Below are 16,566 nucleotides of genomic sequence, written 5' to 3'. Positions count from 1 at the left end.
ACTCAGACATGAGTTTTACCGCCATAATATTCAGCAGTATAATAACCATATCCTTTTTCATTGATCGAGATATCATTCAAAACAACTCCCAAACCTTCCACCTTCTCGCTAAGTAAGTTATCAATGGTATGAACCATATGATCTTTAGAGGTGTAGTTAGCTCTTACTATAAACAAATTACAGTCGGAATGATGCATCAGTAATCGCGCATCGGCCACAAGTCCTATTGGTGGAGAATCAATAACAACCACATCAAACTCCTTTCGCAAATAAGCATACAATGCATCGGTCCTTTCTCCAACGATCAATTCACTTGGATTGGGAGGTATAGGCCCGGCGGGAATTACACTGACATTCTCAAGGAATGAATCATATATAATATCCTCCACACCGCACTGACCAATAAAATAGTTTGACAATCCATCTTTATGCTCCAGATCAAACAAGGCGGTCAGGCGTGGCTTTCGCATATCAAAACCAACTAAAACTGTTTTCTTACCTGATATGGCAAATACAGAGGCCAGATTCTGGGCACAAAATGTTTTTCCCTCACCCGTATTGGAACTTGTCAATGTAATAACTTTCAAATCGCCGGAAGCAGCCATGAACTTAAGCTTGGTACGTATCGACCTGAACGACTCACTAATAACCGAATGAGGGTATTCGTGAATAACATTCTCGGCATCGTTCTTATTATTAACAACCATACCAATGACCGGCACCTGGGGCACCAGCATTCTTAAATCATCACTACCCCTTACCTTGGTATTTAAAAACTCTTTCAACCCTATAAAAACAGCAGGAATGAGCAAGGCCAGCATCAACCCTTTTTTGTAATCACTGTTTTTATTTGGCGAAACAATAGCTGAAATCGAGGCATTATCAATCACTTCATTATCGGGCGCATTACTCGCTTTTGATATCTGAGTTTCAGAATGCTTTTGCAGTAAAAAGGTATAAATAGCATCATTGAGTTTATAGGTACGATCAATTATCAGATAATCTTTCTCCAACTCAGGAAGCTTTTCCATATCCCGTATAATCGACTGCAACTCTTTCTCAATCTTGTTTTTTTCCAGCGACAGATTCATCAACACCTGGTTAATGGACTTATTCAGCAGATCAATTGTTATTTCAATGCGGTCATTAAGTGCAACCACATATTGATTACTCTCCTGAGCCGTACCTTTCAGCATCTCTATCTCCTTTTGCAATTCAATCAATTGCTTCACCAGTTCACTGACCAGCCCCGTACTCTCATTGTCTACTGCAGGTAGTAAAAACTGTTCAAAATCGTTAGATACCTTAAGGTTATTTTGCAGAAACTTGTAATAGTCAACGCGCATATTAAGCATCTTCAATTCCGTTTCAGTATCGTAATACTTATCGGCCAGCTTCTCTGAAAATTCTGAAGGCCCCATAAAACGATTCGCCTTCCTGTATGAAGACAAACGGTCCTGCACCTTATCCAGCGTATCAGACACTGTAGCCAACTGAGATTCTATAAAAGCAATTGAACGCGTTGCCATATCATTCTTCTGATCAAGGTTGTGTTCCAGTATAACCTCACACAACACATCCAAAAAACGCACAATCTTACCAGGACTGGTGCCTACTGAGGTAATAAATAAAATACTTGAACCTTCGCGATACGGAGCAACTCCAAGGGATGAGCGATACTCACTTGTCAATTGGCTATGTGATTTAAAAATAAAATAATAGGAAGCTCCCGGTGTTGGGTTAACATTGCTTTTGCGATCGATCTTGAATGAAAAAGCATTCTCTGTCACCCACTCTCCTTCTTTAACAACCTTCTCATAATCAAGCCCACCTGTTCTACCCGCAAATTTCTCCTCGGCGTAATTATGCAACACACCACTTTCACTTTTCACCCTCACTTGCACCTGGTTATTAGCCAATAGAACGACCTCAACAGGTACGTTCAACAGCTGCGGATGAATGGAATCAAAATCAACAACAAAAGGTGAACGGTTATATATTTCCGAATCTTTAAAACGCCCTATCTGATAATAAGAAACTCCAAAATCAAGACGATCAATAGCTTTTTTAATGATATTACGCGAGCGTATAATAAAACTTTGATTTTCAACACTTCTCATTTCCGGAGAAAGGCCAAAACCCTCCATCAAATCAGCCTGTGTAAAAGATTTTTGTTCGCTACCTTTTAACATTAAGGTAGCAGAAGCCTTGTAAACAGGCACTGTGTAACGATGATATAAGAAAACCGCTCCAAAACAAAGAGGGAAAGAAATTACAAACAAATACCAGTTCTTTAACACCAGACGAATTAAGCGATTGATATCAAACAAATTATCGCCTCCTGCTTTTCTCCCTTCCAATTGATTTGCCGGTTGTGAAGTTTCAATATTATTCATTCATATAAATTTGGCTTGCCAAATATATACATTTTCAGCCTTTTAATAATTACCTTATTGTCCTATAAATACGGGCTTCTGTACAAATACCTCCCTTTCACAACATCATCACTAAAACTTTCACCATTGTACACCATACAGCCTTTAACAAAAACAAACTCGACACGACCTTCCAATTGAAAGTAGTTTGTATCCTTATCCTGCATGCCGGGCAAGTGACAATACAGGTTGCGTTTAAAGTCCGGGTTCCATATCACGACATCAGCATCACTCCCCAGCTTTATGACTCCTTTTTGAGGAAACAAACCCATGAATTTAGCAGTTCTGCACGCCACCAGATCAGCTAATTCGGCAAAAGAGATCTTTCCTGTCGTAACCCCCCATGTATACAATACAGACAACAAGTTTTTAATAAGAAAATACTCATCCGGTCTGTTATCAACCTGACTATCTTTAACCACACCATGGGCAAACAACTTACTCATCGGACGCGCCACAAAGAAGTTTTGCTGCTTCAGGCAGCGCCATAGCGTCTCTTCCGAAAGCAGGCTTAACTCTTCCACAACCGGAAAACCCGAATAAACAGAACGCCCATCCACTGCTATCCGATCAGAATCGGCAATATGAAACGGGAACATAAGCTCAGCATAAACATTCCCTTGACTGGCATACCTTTCAATCAACTCAAGCTCTTCTTTAAAACAAACACCTTGTATACAAATAATACACTTTGTCTCTACAGCCAACTGTAATATACTTTCCAACTGCCTGATATGAATGGCAATCGTTTCGGAATATACCGTTTTATCTGATTCATACCACAGCCCCGACTCACCAGGCTTGTGCATATCCACCAACACAGGCGTGGAATCTTTTGCCGCAACTTTAAGTAATTTCTTTAGAACAATGTGCTCATCAGGTTTTACAGGCCATTTCAGATAAAATGAAGCCACACCTTCATGAGCATAACAATAATCCATATCAGTATCGAGCAACAAATCCCAGTCATTGATAGACAGATGATAGCCATAATCAGCATTGATACCATAATCCAAGTGCTTTTTACGGTACAATTCCTCCTTGTAAGAATAAGATAATTGCGGAAACACCGGCTCAATAACTGTCGTTGTGCCACAACTGATCTGCGCCTGATTAAAACGCTTCAGGGCAGCATCATCCTGATTAATTAACTCACTAAAGAATATATTGGTATCAATGGTACCTGGCAACAGAAATTTACCACTCGCATCAATAACAGGGGTTTCCGGCTCGGGCCTGTTAATCAGATCATCAATATCAATCAGCTTATCATTGCCAATTAACACATCTTTATTTTGCAACTCTCCATCAACGACAATCTTCCCATTTTTAATTAGAACATAATCCATGACGGTTGTTTTTTTCTTAAATATATCAATTCATCTAAGCAATTACAAATCAATAATCTATAGCACACCATTTTTCACTAGATAACCCGGACGATTTCAAATTCTTTAATACATTTGCGCCCAAAATAATATATATGTGGTTTTACCTGGCTCTATCTTCAGCTTTACTGCTTGGAATTTATGACGTTTTTAAAAAAGCATCTTTAAACAACAATGCAGTACTGCCAGTATTGATGGTTAGCATAACTTCTTCTGCCGTTATGTTCATCCCTCTCCTATTGCTATCCTCAAACAAAGTGTTAACGGCAGAACATGAATTATTTATACCAGACATTACATTAAACGAACACCTCCAGGTACTGCTCAAGTCAATCATCGTTCTTACATCCTGGATATTTTCATTCTTCGCCCTCAAACACCTGTCAATCACAATTGTGACTCCCATAAGGGCAACCGGGCCACTCTGGACGCTGCTTGGAGCAATAGTGATTTTCTCTGAACAACTTAACCCCATTCAATGGACTGGCATTATCATTACCCTCTCCTTCTTTTACCTGTTTTCAACAACAGGCAAAACAGAAGGTATTAGCTTCAAAAACAACAAGTGGTTTTGGTTTATTATTATTGCCACCATCAGTGGTGCTGCCAGTGGCCTCTATGACAAACACCTGCTTCATAAGGTAGACAGGCTTGCCGTTCAGTGTTGGTTCTCTATCTACCAGTCATTTTTAATGCTACCGATCATCCTGTTACTTTGGTGGCCCAAAAGAGAAACATCAACCACTTTTAAATTCAGATGGACCATTCCTCTGATTGGTATTACATTAGTACTGGCCGATTACATTTACTTCAAGGCCGTCAGTCAATCAGACGCACTCATATCGGTTATTTCAGCAATAAGAAGAGGCGGTGTGATCATAGCTTTTACATTTGGAGCTATTTTATTTAAGGAACAAAACATTAAAAAGAAAGCCTTCTTCCTCACAGGTATATTAATCGGAATAGCTCTTTTAATTTACGGATCTACATTATCGTGACAACGTACGATTTCGGACACCATTTTTTACAATACCGTACACTTTTTCTTACACACCATTAAACAGAAATCAAGCCCATCTGCCAACATAACTGCAACTTACAAGTAGTGGCACGCTAGTTGATAAATGAAAGCAGATTGTAACGACAATTAATTGTAATGCTAAACGCATAATAACAAAACAAACCTAACTTATTGCCCAGGAGAAATGAAGAACTCATACACTCACAAAGAAAATGGCGATTTCTTTACTACATTATAATAATAAGATTTCGATCTTATTATTTTCTTCATTTAAAATCCAGGCGATCGCCTGAAGAATATTCACTAACACGGTTTCTAGTGTTTTGGCGATAAAGGTGCAATTTCTCTTCAGGCATGGAGGCTGTAACCCGACCCAAAGAGTTCAGCCTCTTTTTTTTTGCTTTTCCGGCAACTCCTCCTTTTAATTGTCAATAAACCTGTTAATAACAAATATTGTGAAGCGTTGGTGATACTAATAAAATTGATATTTTTGTAGCATTAAAATAAATTATATGCAGGATTTCTTGCACGCAAGTCATGATGAAGCTTTGCAGGCGATAGAGAGATATGAGAAGATGATTAGCGCTGATAAAATTGAATTTTTTGATGTGCATCAGATTGAGAGTATTTATGACTTTTACTTTGAAAAAAACTTACCCGACCAGGCAGAACAGATTCTAAGCATTGGTCTTTCACAACATCCTAATTCATCAAGTTTATTAGTAAAGAAAGCTATACTGATCGCTGAAAATGGGGAACTTGACGAGGCACTTGATATTTTACATGCGGTAGCTCCAATTGAAAGTTCGAACACCGATGTGATGATGACTTTGGGTTGGATAATGCTCCAGAAAAACAACAACAGCAAGGCTGTCCATTATTTTTGGAAAGCAGTTGAGGTTAGCTATGAAGATAAAAGTGATATTTTACTTGAGATCAGTTACAACCTCAATCAGCATGAACTTTATCTTGAATCAATCAACTTTCTAAGAGCCCTGTTAAAAGCTGAACCAGACAATGAGAATGGCCTGTTTGAATATGCCTACTCATTGGATAAGATACTAGAATACAAAAAAAGCATCGAAGCCTATCAAAGGCTGCTTGAAGTAAATCCATTTTCCGAAAATGGCTGGTATAATATCGGCATCATCCATAACAAGCTGGGCAACCACTTCGAAGCATGCAAAGCCTACGACTTTACTATAGCCATCAATCCTGAACATGAAGAAGCCTATTTCAACAAAGGCAACAGTCTTGTTCAGTCAGGCTGTTTCAAGGAAGCGATTGACGCTTATACAGAGCATATTTCTCAGAGCAAAGACGTAGCGCTTACCTACCAATACATTGCCGATTGCTGGGAACAACTGCGCAACTTCGACCTGTCGATTCGGTTTTATAAGATCGCGATTAAACTGATGCCCAAACAAGCTGATGCCTGGTATGGAATGGGAACCACATTAATGGAAAAGGCTGATTTTAAAAGCGGGCTGCAGGCCATTGATGAAGCCATCTCCATTAATCCGCTCAATGCCGACTACTGGTTTGCGCACGCACGCGGTTTGTTTGAACTTGACAAAGCTGAAGATGCCTGCCGGAGCCTTGAAAACGGACTCAATCTTGATCCGCATGAATTAACAGGGTGGTTTGAGTTACTGAAGCTTAAAATTGTTCTCAATGACAATTTTGACATCGACGCGTACATGGAGACAATAACCGAAAGATACCAGGACACATCAGCTGTACATTACCTGTCTGCCATTGCTCATTATCACTATCTCAAAAATAAACCACTGGCATTACTTGCCCTCGAAAAAGCCCTCAATATAGATACAGATGGTTTAAATGATATTGAAGAAGACTATCCCGATTTTCTAAAAGATGAGGCTGTACAGCAGGTAATTAAATCCAGATCCGAACAAGAATAAAGACCAATGAACAATTCCATTTCTTCATTAATAAAAACAGCAATTAAAGGAGCTGCCATGGGTGCAGCCAACGTCATACCAGGGGTTTCAGGTGGCACTATCGCTTTGATAACCGGCATTTTCGAACGCCTGATCAACGCCATCAAATCATTCAACGGAACTGCTGTTCAATTACTGCTCAAGCGCAATTTTAAAGGATTTGCTGAACATATTGACCTGTATTTTCTGCTAGCATTATTTACCGGGGTTGGCATTGCCGTATTGAGCCTTGCTAAACTGTTTGACTATTTATTTATCAATTACCCAATTTACATCTGGGCCTTCTTCTTTGGCCTTGTACTAGCATCTGTCTATTTTGTTGGCAAAACCGTCAAGCAGTGGTCAGTTTCAGCCATTATAAGCCTTGTCATAGGTACCGGGATAGCCATCTCTTTTACAGTATTAACCCCAGCCAGTCAAAACGACTCATTTCTTTATCTGATGTTATGTGGCGTTGTTGCAATATGCAGCATGATCTTACCAGGGTTATCAGGTTCCTTTGTATTGATATTACTTGGCAACTATCAATTAGTTATGATTGATGCCATCAATAACCTGTCCTTCCAGATTCTATTACCGGTCGCAATTGGAGCAGGCGGTGGCCTTATAGCATTTTCGCATTTTTTATCGTGGTTGTTAAAGAAATATCACAATCAGACCATTGCTCTTTTAACAGGATTTATCGCAGGTTCACTGGGCATATTGTGGCCATGGAAAAATGCAGTCACCCAACAATTTGGCGACAAAATCAAAACAGTAAGGTTTGATTATTATCAGCCAGAGCTTAATACAGAGTTTTATTTTGCTGTGTTTTTTGTTATTTTAGGTATAGCAAGCATAACAATTACTGAACTTTTAGCGACCAAGAAAAAATAATACCATGAAAACGTTTGGCCTGATAGGATTCCCTTTAGCACAGTCTTTTTCTCAAAAATACTTCACTCAAAAGTTTAAGGATGAGCAAATAGACGCCCGTTATCTGAACTTTGAAATGGAAGACATCAATGAACTTCCGGAACTATTGGAGCACCATGCATACATTGCCGGGTTCAGCATTACAATCCCTCACAAAGAAAATATCTTTAAATACTTAAATGAATTTGATGCATCGGCCAGAGACATTGAAGCCTGCAATGTCGTAAAAGTAACCTGGAAAAATAAAACGCCCATCCTCAAGGGCTATAACACCGATTTCATTGGCTTTTCCAAATCAATACAACCACTGTTAAAAGATCACCATAAAAAAGCTTTGATACTAGGCACAGGCGGCGCAGCCAAAGCCATAGCCTATGGCCTGAAAAAACTTGGCCTTGAATACAAATACGTATCACGGAGCAAGAAGGACAACTCACTGACTTATAACGCACTTGACAAAACTATCCTGGATGAATACCAGGTATTGATAAATTGCACACCACTTGGTATGTTCCCCAATATTGAGCAATGCCCGGATATTCCTTATCAGCTTTTAACAGACAAGCATTTACTCTATGACCTGACATACAATCCGGAAACAACTCAATTCATGAAAAATGGCATTGAACAGGGAGCATCGGCGAAAAACGGCCTTGAAATGCTACACCTTCAGGCTGAAGCAGCCTGGGAAATATGGAATGAATAAGTTTCAATGAGCATTGAAGCTTATACAAATGAACAGGCTGAAATCATACGTGGTTACCCACAGACATTTTAACTAAATGGTGGAAAACGCTTAACTTTTGACTTAAACAGCTCTTCCGGATATATTACATCAACCAGAAATAGTGCCTGACCAGGAACCGAAGTTCCCGCTCCCCCCCGGTCTTTATCCTCTATTACTTTTCTGAATTGCTCTATATTTATTTTACCACGACCAACCTCAAGTAAAGTACCAACAATAGCGCGCACCATATTCCTTAGAAAACGGTCGGCCCTGATCACGAAAACAGCACCGTCTTCTGTACGTTCCCATTGAGCATGCAAAATTTTGCAGTTATTGGTCTTTGTTTCCGTATGCAATTTACTAAAACTGGTAAAGTCAATATAATCAAACAACACCTTGGCAGCCTCATTCATAGCATCAATATCAACCTTATAATAAGGTCGGTAACTAAAGTCTTTGACAAATGGATTTTTCTCAGTTCGCAGATAATAATGATATGTACGGGTCACAGCATGAAAACGACTATGCGTCTCCGTATCAACTTCCTGCACAGAATAAACAACCACATCATTTCCTACTATTCGGTTTAGTTTATATACGAGATGCTCAGTATCATCAAGCGGTACATCACAATCAAAATGCGCAACAAAATAGGAAGCATGTACGCCTGTATCCGTTCTTCCGCAACCAACTACATTGATTTTCTTCCTCAATACTTTACACAAAGCATCATTCATCACCTCCTGAACACTAATGGCATTGGGTTGAATTTGCCAACCATGAAACGACGAACCATTATAAGCCAACTCTATAAAGTACCTGTGCATTCTCCTAAAAATTTTTGGAAGCCAAAGTTAAGGAAAATAAGCTGTCATCTGAGTCCATTTGTTAATCTTGACATCATTTAAGCAAATAACTAACTTTAATAAACCTGTCTCTGTATGACAAGCAATGAAAATGTCTAACCAATAAAAACTACACCATGGAAACACTACATAACACAACAATTCAAACAGATACCGTCCCTATTTTAGCAGTCCTTGACAAATTAATTAAATCACAGGAAAAAGGTAATTTAAGTGAGTTTTCAACCTGCTTTGCCCAGGATGAACAGATCGTAAACATAGGAACCGATCTGGACGAAATATGGTATGGATGGACTGCTTTTTATGAGTGGATGACCACTGCCATCATAAACAAACCCGATTACACAATCGCTTCCAAAGACACACGTATACATCTGAACCAAAACAAAGATGTAGCCTGGTATTCACAGCTTCTCGACACCTGCTTTGAAACCAAAGGCGAACCTTTCAGACTGGAAGGCTTCAGACACACCGGTGTATTGGAAAAAAGAGACAACAAATGGCTTATTGTACAAAGTCATATATCAATACCCGACAACACATTACCTAATCTGAATACTTAAAAATGATCGCACTCATTTTACTAAACATACTATACAGCTACAACATTCAGAATTACACGTCGATGCGGGCTAATATGGTCGAAAATCAGATTATAAACAGAGGAATTACACACCAGGCTACCATTGATGCAATGCATAAGGTACCTCGCCACATGTATGTGCCCGATGAATTTCAAAGCTTTGCCTATGATGACCGTCCCCTGCCAATCGGGAATAGTCAAACCATATCACAGCCCTATATTGTAGCCTACATGACAGAGAAACTGAATCTGAAATCATCTGATAAAGTACTGGAAATCGGAACCGGATCAGGTTACCAGGCTGCCATACTGGCCGAGATAGTAAAAGAAGTATACACCATTGAGATAATCAAACCCCTTGGTCTAAGAGCTGCTTCAACACTAAAAGATCAAGGCTACACAAATGTACATTGTCGTATTGGTGATGGCTATCACGGCTGGAAAGAGCAAGCACCATTTGACGCGATCATTATCACAGCCGCGCCTCCTGAGGTGCCAGAGGCTTTGTTTGACCAACTGACTGATAAAGGACAATTAATTGCACCGGTTGAAGAAAACGGACAACAGTTTCTGATACTATACACAAAAAGTAAAAACAAGATCAAAAGCAAACGATTACTGGCAGTTCGGTTTGTTCCATTTACAAGAGACAAGCAGTAAACAAATACAACTTCGTTGATGTTATAATGAGGTATTCAACATTTTAAACAACAATCACAATTATGAAACTTATTCTAACAACATTATTTCTGGCAATTATTTGTTTTACAAGCGATGCTCAAAAGTCATTTTACGATTTTGAAGTAACAACCATTGAAGGCGAAGCTTTTGATTTATCAGAGTTAAAAGGTAAAAAAGTAATGGTTGTCAATGTTGCCAGTAAATGCGGGTTAACACCTCAATATGAACAACTGCAGAAAGTATACGAACTATATGGTGGCGATGGCTTTACCATTATCGGGTTTCCGGCCAACAACTTCATGAAACAGGAACCGGGCACAGATGAGGAAATTGCAACATTCTGCGAGAAAAATTACGGCGTTACCTTTTTGATGATGAGTAAAATATCGGTTAAAGGCGACGACATTCACCCGCTCTACAAATGGCTGACAACAGGTTCACTTAACAACTTCGAAGACAGTAAGGTTAAATGGAACTTTCAAAAATACCTGATTAACGAAAAAGGTGAAATTGTAAAAGTAATATCTCCTAAAACCAAACCTGACGATAAGGAAATAATTGACTGGATTACATCATAAAAACTTGTATGATTGGGAAAGTTACCGGCTTCAGATCTCTACTATCTCAAATGCATTCTTTCTGTTATCCCGGTAGCTTTTCTTCAAAAACTAAAAAAGGTCGATGCGCATGCATCGACCTTTAATTTTATATTAAAACCAGGCTTAGTTTAAACCACGTTTATTTAATAAAGGCTGAAGTGAAGGATCCTGTCCCCTGAACTTACGGTACTGAACCATTCCTTCATCATCACCACACTCCGACAAGCAATGCTGACGGAACTTAGCAGCTAATTCTTTATTGAAAATATCACCACTTTGCTTAAAGGCATCAAAAGCATCCGAATCAAGAACAGCTGCCCAGATATACACATAATACCCAGCCGCATAGTAATCGCTGCTAAAGATATGACCAAAGTATGTTGAACGATATCTTGGAATAATTTCATCAATCAAACCAATATTATCCATCGCTTCTTTTTCAAAAGCAACCGTATTCTCAACTGTCTCCCCGGCTTTTAATTTATGCCAGTTAAGGTCAAGCAACGAAGCCGCCAGGTATTCAACCGTTGCAAACCCCTGGTTAAAGTGACCGCTTTTCTGAATTTTCTCAATTAAGTTATCAGGAATCACTTCACCGGTCTTGTAATGACGCGCATAATGGCGCATTACTGCTGGCTCAGCAGCCCAGTTTTCCATAATCTGCGATGGCAACTCAACATAGTCCTGAGGCACCACACCTGCTGTTCGGCTATATTCCCCAGCTGTGAATAAAGCATGTAATCCGTGTCCGAACTCATGGAACAGGGTACTCACTTCATCAAATGTTAATAATGCCGGCATATCACCCGTAGGTTTGGTAAAGTTACAAACCAATGACACCAAAGGTGAAATCTTCTTACCATCCTTTGTAATTGATTCACGGAAACTCGTTTGCCACGCACCAGGACGCTTACTGCTACGTGGATGATAATCAAGATATAACAAACCAATGTGCTTATCATCAGCCTCTTTGACTTCAAAAACCTCTACTTCAGGATTATAAATCTGAATATCATTGATTTTAGTAAATGTCACGCCATAAAGCTGATTAGCTACCCAGAACATTCCATCGCGCACATTCTCCAACTTAAAATATGGTGTAATTTCAGACTCATCAAGGTCATATTTCTCTTTTCTCAACTTTTCGGCATAATACCACCAGTCCCATGATTGCAATTCAAATTTTCCACCTTCACGGTCGATTATCTGCTGCATCTCTTTCAACTCTTGTTTAGCTACTTTTAGAGCTGGTTCCCAAAGCCCCATCAAAAACTCCTCTACATTTTCAGGTGTTTTAGCCATATTAACGTTAATGGCATAATCAGCATGCGTATCATAGCCCAATAACTTAACCCGCTCACTGCGCAACATTGCCATTTTACGGGCAATTTCCTTATTGTCAAATTCATTATCATTATTACCTCTCATGAAGTAACCACGATAGATCTTCTCACGCAGATCACGATTTTCCGCATACTGTAAAAATGGAATCCAACTAGGCTTCTGCAATGTAAACACCCACTTACCTTCCATATCATTTTCTTTAGCGGCTTCAGCAGCTGCCGATTTAACACCTTCCGGCAAGCCTGCCAGGTCAGCTTCATTATCAATGATTAATTTAAAGTTATTGTTTGTCTCATTAAGCTGGTTTTCACTAAATGAAAGCTGCAAATTCGACAACTCCTCATTTAGCTTCTTTAGCTTGGTCTGATCATCAGCCGATAATTCAGCACCATTGCGAACGAAGTCATTATAATATTTCTCTGTAACCCGCTTTTGTGCAGGCGTCAGATTCATTTCCTCACGCTGCTCATAAACTGCTTTAACCCTTTTAAAAAGCCCCATGTTCATGGAAATATTATCAGAGTGCTTGGTCAACAAAGGCGTAATTGTTCTTGCAATATTCTGTATCTCGTCATTATTGTCAGTACCCTGCACATTAAAAAACACAGCTCCGACTTTATCAAGCAATTCTCCTGAACGATCATAAGCCAGAATAGTATTTTCAAAATCAGGCGCAGCGGAGTTATTGACGATTGCATCAATTTCCTCAACCTGCTCCTGCATACCCTTTTCGAAAGCAGGCATATAGTGCTCAACCTTAATTATATCAAAAGGAGGTGTTTGAAACGGCGTTTCATACTCAGTAAAGAATGGATTCATACTTTCTGTAGTCTTTGTCTTGGTTTGACATGCACTTACCAGCACCAGTAAGGCCATCAAAACACTAAATAATTTATTCATTGTTACTAGATTTTGATTGGATTTCATTATAGCTTTCAATTAAGCTCGAAAGCCAAAAGTATAAAAAAAAGACATCCCTAAATGAGATGTCTTTATGTTTTGCAACTTATTAATTCGAGTTATGATTTCAATTGCGCCTCAATTTCTTTGATCTGTCCTTTGAAATCCTTATCAGTTTCAATCAGATTATTAATGGCCTTACAGGCATGCAGCACAGTGGCATGATCTTTCTTACCGATTTTTGCACCGATAGTTGACAGTGATGAGTTAGTTAAGCCCTTACTAAAGAACATGGCAATCTGACGGGCCTGCACTATTTCGCGCTTGCGCGTTTTGGATTGTAAAATATCCAGATCCAGACCAAAGTAATCACATACTGTCTGGGAAATAGAATCAATAGAAATCTCTTTAGTCGTCTTTTTAACCAGCTTATCAATGATCTGCTTAGCTGTTTCGAAGGTTATCTCTTTCTTGTTCAGCGTCGCCTGTGCTAATAAAGAGATCAATGCTCCCTCCAGTTCACGAACATTATTTACCACATTACTGGCAATATAATAGATCACCTCCTCCGGAACCGATAATCCATCTTTATATATCTTCTTGTTAAGAATAGAAACTCTTGTCTCAAAATCAGGAATCTGCAAGTCAGCAGACAAACCCCATTTAAAACGTGACAACAATCGGTCTTCCATTCCCTGAAGTTCAACCGGAGCCTTATCACATGTTAAAATCAATTGTTTACCTGATTGGTGCAAATGATTAAAAATGTGGAAGAAGGTATTTTGTGTTTTTGTCTTGCCTGCAAACTCCTGCACATCATCAATGATCAAAACATCAATCATCTGATAAAAATTGAGGAAGTCATTTTGAGAGTTATTTCTTACCGAGTCGGTAAACTGGGTTTGAAACTTGTTAGCATTAACATATAAAACGGTTTTCTCAGGCATATTACGCTTAACATCAATTCCAATTGACTGCGCCAGGTGAGTTTTACCTAAACCTGAGTTCCCATACAAGAACAAGGGGTTAAATGCTGTTTTACCAGGATTTTTAGCTACCGCTAAACTGGCACTACGCGCCAACCTGTTACATTCACCTTCAACAAAATTCTCGAAGTTATAATCACCATTAAGCTGCGGATCTACGCTTAATCGCTTAATTCCTGGTATTACAAAAGGATTACGAATATCGGGCTTTTCCTGATTATTAACACTCACAGGTCGATTACGAAGGTCTGTTTTGTTACTTGTCGGAAAATTTAAGGTATATGGACGTTGATTAGCCACATGTGCATTATCCATTACCACATTATATTCTAACTTGGCATTACTACCAAGTTCCTTTCTGAGCGTCTTGCTTAATAAGTCAATATACTGCTCTTCCAGGTACTCATAAAAGAAAAGACTAGGCACCTGTATCGTTAAAACGTCTTTATCGATTTTGACAGGTACAATAGGTTCAAACCAGGTTTGGTAACTAATCTGAGGTATATTATCCTTAATCACATTCAGGCAATTACCCCAAATTCTTTTGTAATCGACTTCCATTCTTTCTGTTTCCTTTATAGAATTATGTTTGCTAACTATCTCAAATGCGAAAACAAAAATTGTGAAAAAATAAATGAAAAAAAAACATACTAAAGCTTGACATTTTAAAATGGAAGATTTGGTGCCTAGAAATCAAGCAATTAAAACTAAATACAGCAAGCCGTTGATTTATTGACACTTATATTCTTCAGGAAACTTTTAGTTAACATACCAAATGCCCTGTTTTTAAACCTTTTGTGTGTTTATTGAAGATGCCTTGATTTTTTTTGAAAAAAAATTCAAGCCCCTACTACTTAACAGTATGAACATTTATTATCGCCTCTTTTTCAGGGCTTTTTTCAGGCTGATCGGCACGCCATCTTCCAACGCGACAATTTTAGATTCGTCATAGAATTGCTTCACTTCATCTAATATTTTTTGAGCTTCGTCAAAATCAGTTGTCTGTCCACAAGTATAAATATACTTCGATTTGCGATAATCTTCGTAGATTTTAATTCCACTATTTGGTATTTCATTACCCAATCCAAGAGGCTGTTTGGACTCTTTAATGACCACTTCAAAAACAATTCCTCCAACCCCATATGCCTGATCACTCACAACGACCTTTTTTCCCATATTTATGGCAGAAAAAGACACGTACCGGTTTGGATTATGCCGCACATCAATCAACAGGCGATTAAGGTTGTTACTGGCCTCTGATAAGGAAGCATACAACTCTTCATCATGCATAAGCTTACCCAGGGAACCTTTTCCGGCATTAATACTGTCGATTAACAGGTTCACACTTTGCAGGGTGGCACTTAACTGCCCTACCGTTTTGTCAATATTGGCAGCTTCCAACTGACTTGTAAACTTCTCAAGATTAGAGAAAGTAGAATCAATATGAGGACGCTGGGCAGATAGCATGGCTATGAGGGAATCCGTTCGCTGCAGCATGACAGTAACATCACCATCATCTTCCATCTTCTTAGCCAGGTTGCGACTTATTGACTCAAAGTTGCGCATAGAGCGCTCCAGGTTATACATACTGGAGCTAAAACGTCCCTTTTCCTGACCAAACATCTCACCAATATTTGTCAATACAGTATCCAGCTTAACAATCAAACGCTCTGTTTTGTCTTTTAAAGGCAATACTTCCATGCTCATTTTATCGGCCAGATCGCCCATTACCGATGTATTCATAGTATCTCCTACAGCCAACATATCCCGACTTGAGCCACCGATGAACTGCACACCTTTAGAACCCATTAAATCCAGGCTATAGATCTGCGCTTTTGAATCAGCAGGAATTGGAATCTCCTCAAATAAAGAAAATGTTACTAAAAATCGATTGGGCTGATAGGGATGAAATTCAATATCACGAACCGAACCAATTTTAAACCCTCTGAAAAAAACAGGGCTGGCCTTGGTAAGTCCGTCAATGCGATCATAAACGCCGTAATAAGACTTGCCAACTTCTATAATATTACGCCCCTTGAGAAAGTTAAATCCCCATACAACGATCAGAAAAGCAATAAATACTGTTACTCCTATCTTAACTTCTTTCTTCATTATTGAGTTATTTGGTTTCATTTGTAATGGATTGCCTTACCACAG

The 16,566-nt window shown here is 39.0% G+C and carries 13 protein-coding genes; 7 read left to right on the top strand and 6 right to left on the bottom strand.

Annotation, left to right across the window (positions count from 1 at the left end):
• Positions 1-2 precede the first annotated feature (2 nt).
• Positions 3-2,396, bottom strand: coding sequence for a GumC family protein (locus ACRD69_RS13265; RefSeq protein ID WP_430815582.1), 2,394 nt, complete (start codon positions 2,394-2,396; stop codon positions 3-5).
• Between the two features lie 62 nt (positions 2,397-2,458).
• Complete coding sequence (locus tag ACRD69_RS13260) at positions 2,459-3,784, bottom strand: amidohydrolase family protein (RefSeq protein ID WP_430815581.1); 1,326 nt, start codon at positions 3,782-3,784, stop codon at positions 2,459-2,461.
• A 134-nt stretch (positions 3,785-3,918) separates the two neighbouring features.
• On the opposite strand from ACRD69_RS13260, the gene ACRD69_RS13255 reads away from it, so the two are divergent.
• The 4 genes from ACRD69_RS13255 to ACRD69_RS13240 all read left to right on the top strand — a co-directional run bounded on the left by ACRD69_RS13255 (position 3,919) and on the right by ACRD69_RS13240 (position 8,429).
• Positions 3,919-4,821: an EamA family transporter gene (locus tag ACRD69_RS13255; RefSeq protein WP_430815580.1), complete on the top strand. Its 903-nt coding sequence runs from the start codon at positions 3,919-3,921 to the stop codon at positions 4,819-4,821.
• 535 nt (positions 4,822-5,356) lie between these two features.
• Positions 5,357-6,769 (top strand): tetratricopeptide repeat protein, encoded by a 1,413-nt coding sequence (locus ACRD69_RS13250; RefSeq protein ID WP_430815579.1) that lies wholly within the window; start codon positions 5,357-5,359, stop codon positions 6,767-6,769.
• A 6-nt stretch (positions 6,770-6,775) separates the two neighbouring features.
• Positions 6,776-7,684 (top strand): DUF368 domain-containing protein, encoded by a 909-nt coding sequence (locus tag ACRD69_RS13245; RefSeq protein WP_430815578.1) that lies wholly within the window; start codon positions 6,776-6,778, stop codon positions 7,682-7,684.
• A gap of 4 nt (positions 7,685-7,688) precedes the next feature.
• Positions 7,689-8,429: a shikimate dehydrogenase family protein gene (locus ACRD69_RS13240; protein ID WP_430815577.1), complete on the top strand. Its 741-nt coding sequence runs from the start codon at positions 7,689-7,691 to the stop codon at positions 8,427-8,429.
• A gap of 68 nt (positions 8,430-8,497) precedes the next feature.
• Here ACRD69_RS13240 and truA read toward each other — a convergent pair whose 3' ends face one another.
• Positions 8,498-9,277 carry a tRNA pseudouridine(38-40) synthase TruA gene (truA, locus tag ACRD69_RS13235; RefSeq protein ID WP_430815576.1) on the bottom strand — a complete coding sequence of 260 codons (780 nt, stop codon included), beginning with the start codon at positions 9,275-9,277 and terminating at the stop codon, positions 8,498-8,500.
• Positions 9,278-9,432: 155 nt separating this feature from the next.
• On the opposite strand from truA, the gene ACRD69_RS13230 reads away from it, so the two are divergent.
• The 3 genes from ACRD69_RS13230 to ACRD69_RS13220 all read left to right on the top strand — a co-directional run bounded on the left by ACRD69_RS13230 (position 9,433) and on the right by ACRD69_RS13220 (position 11,158).
• Positions 9,433-9,879 carry a nuclear transport factor 2 family protein gene (locus ACRD69_RS13230; protein WP_430815575.1) on the top strand — a complete coding sequence of 149 codons (447 nt, stop codon included), beginning with the start codon at positions 9,433-9,435 and terminating at the stop codon, positions 9,877-9,879.
• Between the two features lie 2 nt (positions 9,880-9,881).
• Positions 9,882-10,559: a protein-L-isoaspartate(D-aspartate) O-methyltransferase gene (locus ACRD69_RS13225; RefSeq protein WP_430815574.1), complete on the top strand. Its 678-nt coding sequence runs from the start codon at positions 9,882-9,884 to the stop codon at positions 10,557-10,559.
• 62 nt (positions 10,560-10,621) lie between these two features.
• Complete coding sequence (locus ACRD69_RS13220) at positions 10,622-11,158, top strand: glutathione peroxidase (protein WP_430815573.1); 537 nt, start codon at positions 10,622-10,624, stop codon at positions 11,156-11,158.
• A 144-nt stretch (positions 11,159-11,302) separates the two neighbouring features.
• On the opposite strand, the gene ACRD69_RS13215 is transcribed toward ACRD69_RS13220, so the two are convergent.
• From ACRD69_RS13215 to ACRD69_RS13205, 3 genes are all read right to left on the bottom strand, one after another.
• Positions 11,303-13,423 (bottom strand): M3 family metallopeptidase, encoded by a 2,121-nt coding sequence (locus ACRD69_RS13215; protein WP_430815572.1) that lies wholly within the window; start codon positions 13,421-13,423, stop codon positions 11,303-11,305.
• 119 nt (positions 13,424-13,542) lie between these two features.
• Positions 13,543-14,970, bottom strand: coding sequence for a chromosomal replication initiator protein DnaA (dnaA, locus tag ACRD69_RS13210; RefSeq protein ID WP_430815571.1), 1,428 nt, complete (start codon positions 14,968-14,970; stop codon positions 13,543-13,545).
• Positions 14,971-15,282: 312 nt separating this feature from the next.
• Positions 15,283-16,521: an MlaD family protein gene (locus ACRD69_RS13205; RefSeq protein ID WP_430815570.1), complete on the bottom strand. Its 1,239-nt coding sequence runs from the start codon at positions 16,519-16,521 to the stop codon at positions 15,283-15,285.
• Positions 16,522-16,566 lie beyond the last annotated feature (45 nt).

Source organism: Carboxylicivirga agarovorans (assembly GCF_050589845.1).
GTDB classification, from domain to species: domain Bacteria; phylum Bacteroidota; class Bacteroidia; order Bacteroidales; family Marinilabiliaceae; genus Carboxylicivirga; species Carboxylicivirga agarovorans.
The sequence above is the reverse complement of the archived record's forward strand: the minus strand, read 5'-3'. Positions and strand labels throughout refer to the sequence as shown.

Excerpts from the sequence above, each read along its gene's own strand:
- ACRD69_RS13265 (WP_430815582.1), bottom strand. The coding sequence starts at position 2,396 with ATGAATAATATTGAAACTTCACAACCGGCAAATCAATTGGAAGGGAGA.
- ACRD69_RS13260 (WP_430815581.1), bottom strand. The coding sequence starts at position 3,784 with ATGGATTATGTTCTAATTAAAAATGGGAAGATTGTCGTTGATGGAGAG.
- ACRD69_RS13255 (WP_430815580.1), top strand. The coding sequence starts at position 3,919 with ATGTGGTTTTACCTGGCTCTATCTTCAGCTTTACTGCTTGGAATTTAT.
- ACRD69_RS13250 (WP_430815579.1), top strand. The coding sequence starts at position 5,357 with ATGCAGGATTTCTTGCACGCAAGTCATGATGAAGCTTTGCAGGCGATA.
- ACRD69_RS13245 (WP_430815578.1), top strand. The coding sequence starts at position 6,776 with ATGAACAATTCCATTTCTTCATTAATAAAAACAGCAATTAAAGGAGCT.
- ACRD69_RS13240 (WP_430815577.1), top strand. The coding sequence starts at position 7,689 with ATGAAAACGTTTGGCCTGATAGGATTCCCTTTAGCACAGTCTTTTTCT.
- truA (WP_430815576.1), bottom strand. The coding sequence starts at position 9,277 with ATGCACAGGTACTTTATAGAGTTGGCTTATAATGGTTCGTCGTTTCAT.
- ACRD69_RS13230 (WP_430815575.1), top strand. The coding sequence starts at position 9,433 with ATGGAAACACTACATAACACAACAATTCAAACAGATACCGTCCCTATT.
- ACRD69_RS13225 (WP_430815574.1), top strand. The coding sequence starts at position 9,882 with ATGATCGCACTCATTTTACTAAACATACTATACAGCTACAACATTCAG.
- ACRD69_RS13220 (WP_430815573.1), top strand. The coding sequence starts at position 10,622 with ATGAAACTTATTCTAACAACATTATTTCTGGCAATTATTTGTTTTACA.
- ACRD69_RS13215 (WP_430815572.1), bottom strand. The coding sequence starts at position 13,423 with ATGAATAAATTATTTAGTGTTTTGATGGCCTTACTGGTGCTGGTAAGT.
- dnaA (WP_430815571.1), bottom strand. The coding sequence starts at position 14,970 with ATGGAAGTCGATTACAAAAGAATTTGGGGTAATTGCCTGAATGTGATT.
- ACRD69_RS13205 (WP_430815570.1), bottom strand. The coding sequence starts at position 16,521 with ATGAAGAAAGAAGTTAAGATAGGAGTAACAGTATTTATTGCTTTTCTG.